Here is a 5064-nt window from a genome sequence, read left to right on the forward strand (position 1 = left end):
CCTGGTTCCAGGACTCTGCGTCGGGGGCGCGGGGGGTAGGACCCGGGGCGCCCAGGGGGGCCCCCCCGCCCGGCCCCCCGGGGGGCGGGGCGCCGCCGGCGGCGGCGCGCGACGGGTTCGCGCTCGACCCGGACCAGTCCGCGCTCCTCGACCGGCTCGCGCGACTCGGCGACGACCTCGCCGGGGCCCGACGCCGCCCCGTCCGCGGGCTGTACGTGTGGGGGCCCGCGGGGCGGGGGAAGTCGTGGCTGGCGGGAGCGTTCTTCGCGGCCGTCGCTGCCGGGCTCCCCGCCGGCGCGGCCAAGCGGGTCCACGTGTACGACCTGTTCCGCGAGCTGCACGCGGCGATCCACGCCCAGCGGGTGAGGGCCCTCGCCGGGCCGCGCCCCGCCGTCGGGCAGGGCGGCCCGACGCGCGGGTGGCGCACCCGGGCGACCGCGCCGGTCGCGGATCCGACGCCGCCCGGGCCGCCCGAGGAGTCGCCGGAGCCACGCCCCGGCGCCGTCGACGCCGCGATCGACGACCTCCTGCGCGGGACGACGCTGCTCTACCTCGACGAGCTCCACCTCCACGACACCGGCGACGCGACCCTGCTCACCCGGCTCCTGCGCCGCGCGTTCGCGTCGGGGGTCGTCGTGCTCGCGACGTCGAACTACGAGCCGGGCGCGCTGCTGCCGAACCCGCTGTGGCACCACCTCGCCGAGCCGGGGATCGCGCTCCTGCGGGCGCACCTCGACGTGGTCGAGCTCGCCGGGCCGACCGACTACCGGGCGCTCGGGGGTCGCGGGCGCGGAGGGTTCGCCGCGGGCGCGTGGCTCCGCCCCGGCACGACGGCGCAGCTCGCCGACCGCGGGCTCGTCGCCCCCGCCCCGGGGTCGCGGGCGGTCGTCCGCACGGGGTCGCGGTCCTTCGAGGTCACCGCGGTCCACGCGGGCGACGGCGACAGCGGCCCCGAGCTGTGGGTGACCTTCGAGGACCTCGCCGGCCGCCCGACGTCCACCCTCGAGTACCTCGACTGGGCCGCGCGCTTCCGCCGCTGGGTCGTGACCGACGTCCCGCTCCTCACCGACGTGGACCGCGAGGCGCAGCAGCGGTTCATCGCGGTCGTGGACGTGCTCGTCGACGCGGACGTCGAGCTCGTCGTCACGTCGCCCCACGACCTCGCGACCTTCCGAGGTGCGCTCCCCGACCGACCCGACGCGTTCCGGATGACGAGCCGCCTGCTGCTGCTCGCGGGCTGACACGGGGCCGGCCCGGCGGGACAGTCGTCGTGCGCCGTGCCTTCCGCGCGCCGTCGCCCACCGTCGGTGCCATGATCCGGCCATGAGCGCTACGGCCCCGGAGGCCGGCCTGCACGGCTCCGGCTCCCCCACGACGTCCGGCTCCGAGACCGCCGACACCCCGGCCTGGTACGCGCAGGAGGCCGACGCCGTCGTCGCCGCCGTCGGGTCCGACGCGACCGACGGCCTCACGGTCGCCGAGGCGCGCGCCCGGCTCGACCGCGACGGCCCCAACGAGATCGTCGCCGAGCCGCCGCCGTCCCGGTGGCGCATCCTGCTCGGCCAGCTCGCCGACCCGATGAACATCATGCTCGTCGCGGTCGCGGTGGTCAGCGTCGTCATCGGGGAGATCCCGGTGGGCGTGATCGTCGCGCTGCTGGTCGTGCTCAACGTCGTGCTCGGCACGCGGCAGGAGATCCAGGCGCGCGCGACGGTCGACGCGCTCGCGCGGACCCAGACGCCGCAGGCACGCGTCGTGCGCGGCGGTTCCGTCGCGAGCGTGCCCGCGGTGGACCTCGTCGCCGGCGACGTCGTGCAGCTCGAGGCCGGCGACATCGTGCCGGCGGACGGGCGCATCCTGCGGTCGGCGACGCTCGAGACGCAGGAGGCCGCGCTCACGGGCGAGAGCGCACCGATCGGCAAGTCGGCTCCCGCGCTCGCGTCCGCCGACGTCGCGCTCGGCGACCGCGTGAACATGGTGTTCCAGAACACGTCCGTCACCCGCGGGACGGCGACCGTCGTCGTGACCGAGACCGGCATGACGACGCAGATGGGCCGGATCGCGACCATGCTCTCCGCCGTGAAGACGGCCCGCTCGCCGCTCCAGCGCGAGCTCGACTCGCTCACGAAGGTCCTCGGGATCGTCGCGTGGGGGGCGGTCGCGATCATCGTGATCATCGGGCTCCTGCGCGGGCAGAGCCTCACCGCCCTGCTGCTCCTCGGCATCTCCATGGCGATCTCCGCGATCCCCACGAGCCTGCCGACGTTCGTGCAGGGGATGCTCGCGTACGGGGCCAAGCAGCTCGCGGCCGCGAAGGCCGTCGTCAAGAACCTCACGGACGTCGAGACGCTGGGCGCCACGAGCGCCATCAACTCGGACAAGACCGGCACGCTCACCATGAACCAGATGACCGTGCGGTCGCTGTACTTCCGGGGCGAGTGGTACTCCGTCGCCGGCGAGGGCTACGCCAAGCAGGGCTCGATCCGGCACGCCGCCGGGAGCGCGACGCCTGACTTCACCTACCTCGCGTACGGGCTGTGCCTCGACAGCGACGCCACCGTGTCCGACGCCGGCGACGTCGTCGGCGACCCGACCGAGGCGGCGCTCGTCGTGCTGGCGGCCAAGATGGGCGTCGACGCCCAGGAGACACGCCGCGCGTACCCGCGCGTCGCCGAGGTCCCGTTCGACTCCGACTACAAGTTCATGGCGACGTTCCACCACGTCCCGGTCGACGGCGAGCCGCGGCTCGCCGGGATCGTCAAGGGCGGGCCCGACGTCGTGCTCGCGCGCTGCTCCGGCGTCCTGCGACCCGACGGGACGGTGGTCCCGATCGACGAGGCGCGCGACGACGTCCTCGCCGCCAACCGCGAGCTGTCGGAGAAGGGACTGCGCGTCCTCGCGTTCGCGGTGCGCCGGCTCGACGTGACGGACGCCGACGTGCAGGCCGACCCCATGTCGTTCGTGACCGACCTCGTGTTCGTCGGGCTCGTCGGCATCATCGACCCGCTGCGGCCGTCGTCGGTCGAGGCCGTGCGCGTCGCGCACGGTGCAGGGATCGACGTCCGCATGATCACGGGCGACCACGCGATCACCGCCGCGGCGATCGGCAAGGAGCTCGGGCTCGGGCCGGGCGCGGCGTCGGGCGCCGACATCCAGGCCATGACCGACGACGAGCTCCTCGCCGCGCTGCCGAACCTCCACGTGTTCGGCCGCGTCACGCCGCAGGACAAGCTGCGCCTCGCGCGGCTCATGCAGCAGGAGGGCCTCGTCGTCGCGATGACGGGCGACGCCGTGAACGACGCCGCCGCGCTCAAGCAGGCCGACATCGGCGTCGCGATGGGATCCGGCAGCGAGGTCACCAAGCAGGCCGGGAAGATGATCCTCACCGACGACAACTTCGGCACGCTCGTCACCGCGATCCGCCTGGGCCGCAGCATCTACGAGAAGATCGTGTCCTACGTGCGCTACCAGATGGCGGGGCTGTTCGGGCTCGTGCTGCTGTTCCTCACGGCGAGCGTCTTCGACATCAACGACGGCGTGCCCCTGTCGCCGCTCATGGTGCTGTTCCTCAACTTCTTCGTCACGCTGTTCCCGGTGATCGTCATCATGCTCGACCCGCCGAGCGAGGCGCTCATGAGCCGGCCCCCGCGCGACCCGAAGGTCACGATCACCAACCCGCAGGCCGTGAGCCGGTGGCTCCTCTACGGGGCCGTGCTGTTCGGGGTCACGCTCGCGACTCTCCTCCTCGCCCCCGGCGAGATGCGCTCCGACGGCCCGTCGGTGCCGGTGACGATGGCGTTCGTCGTCATGGCGCTCGGGTCGGTCTTCGGTGGCCTGGCGATGCGGCGCGACCCGGAGTCCGGGCTCGCGGCCCCCGTGCTCAAGGCGCTCCTCATCTTCACGATCCCGGTCGTGCTCACGCTCCTCATGGTCGAGTCGCGCATCCTCCAGGAGCTGCTCGAGACGACGAGCCTGACCTCCGGGCAGTGGCTCGCGTGCCTCGTCGTGTCGCTGGTCGTCCCCCTCGTCGTCGAGGCGGACAAGTGGCTGCGCCGCGCGGCGGCGCGTCGTCGCGCGGCGGGCCGGGCGGCGCCGGCCGACGTGCGCGACGTCGTCGCGCCCGTCCGCGCCCGCGAGGTCACCCCCGCCGCGGGGCCCTGACCCGTAGCCGCCTCCTGGGCCCGGCGCCGAAGGGGGCCCGGCCAGGGCGCGTCCGCGTTGTCGTGGGCGCGGGCTACGATCGGCCGCAGTCGACCGCTACCCCCACCGACTGGAGGCCCCTGTGGCACGCTCCGACGGCACCGACGACGGCGCTCCCCGCGGCCAGCGCGGACCACGCGCGGCGGACGCGCTCACGTGCTCCTTCTGCGGCAAGTCCCAGCGCCAGGTGAAGCGGCTCATCGCCGGGCCTGCGGGCGTGTTCATCTGCGACGAGTGCGTGGCGCTGTGCCTCGAGATGGTCGAGGAGGACCGCGAGGCCGAGAGCGCGTCGCAGGACGTCGTGACCGGCGACGGCCCCCTCCCGACGCCGCACGAGATCTTCGCGCACCTCAGCCGCTACGTGGTGGGGCAGGACGGCGCCAAGCGCGCGCTCGCCGTCGCGGTGCACAACCACTACAAGCGCGTCCGCGCCGCCGCTGCCGCCGAGGAGGCCGGCGATGCCCCCGCGACCGACGACCCGGACTACGTGGAGCTGGCGAAGTCGAACATTCTTCTGATCGGTCCGACGGGGACGGGCAAGACGTATCTGGCGCAGACGTTGGCGCGGATGTTGAACGTGCCGTTCGCGATCGCGGACGCGACGGCGCTCACCGAGGCGGGGTATGTCGGTGAGGACGTGGAGAACATTCTGTTGAAGCTGGTGCAGGCGGCGGACTTCGACGTGAAGAAGGCCGAGACGGGCATCATCTATATCGACGAGATCGACAAGGTGGCTCGTAAGGCGGAGAACCCGTCGATCACGCGTGACGTGTCGGGTGAGGGTGTGCAGCAGGCGTTGTTGAAGATCATCGAGGGCACGAGCGCGTCGGTGCCGCCGCAGGGTGGTCGTAAGCATCCGCATCA

The 5064-nt window shown here is 73.6% G+C and carries 3 protein-coding genes; all 3 read left to right on the top strand.

What is annotated here, in order from left to right; genetic code table 11:
• A partial coding sequence (zapE, locus tag ACFWH7_RS17810) for a cell division protein ZapE (protein WP_378218450.1) occupies positions 1–1241 on the top strand: 1241 nt, incomplete at its 5' end.
• Positions 1242–1323: 82 nt separating this feature from the next.
• Positions 1324–4161 (top strand): cation-translocating P-type ATPase, encoded by a 2838-nt coding sequence (locus ACFWH7_RS17815; protein ID WP_378218452.1) that lies wholly within the window; start codon positions 1324–1326, stop codon positions 4159–4161.
• Between the two features lie 121 nt (positions 4162–4282).
• Positions 4283–5064, top strand: a 782-nt coding sequence (gene clpX, locus ACFWH7_RS17820; RefSeq protein ID WP_378218454.1) for an ATP-dependent Clp protease ATP-binding subunit ClpX, incomplete at its 3' end; no start/stop codon positions are given.

Source organism: Cellulosimicrobium cellulans, from assembly GCF_042723955.1.
In the GTDB taxonomy this organism is placed as follows: domain Bacteria; phylum Actinomycetota; class Actinomycetes; order Actinomycetales; family Cellulomonadaceae; genus Cellulosimicrobium; species Cellulosimicrobium cellulans_H.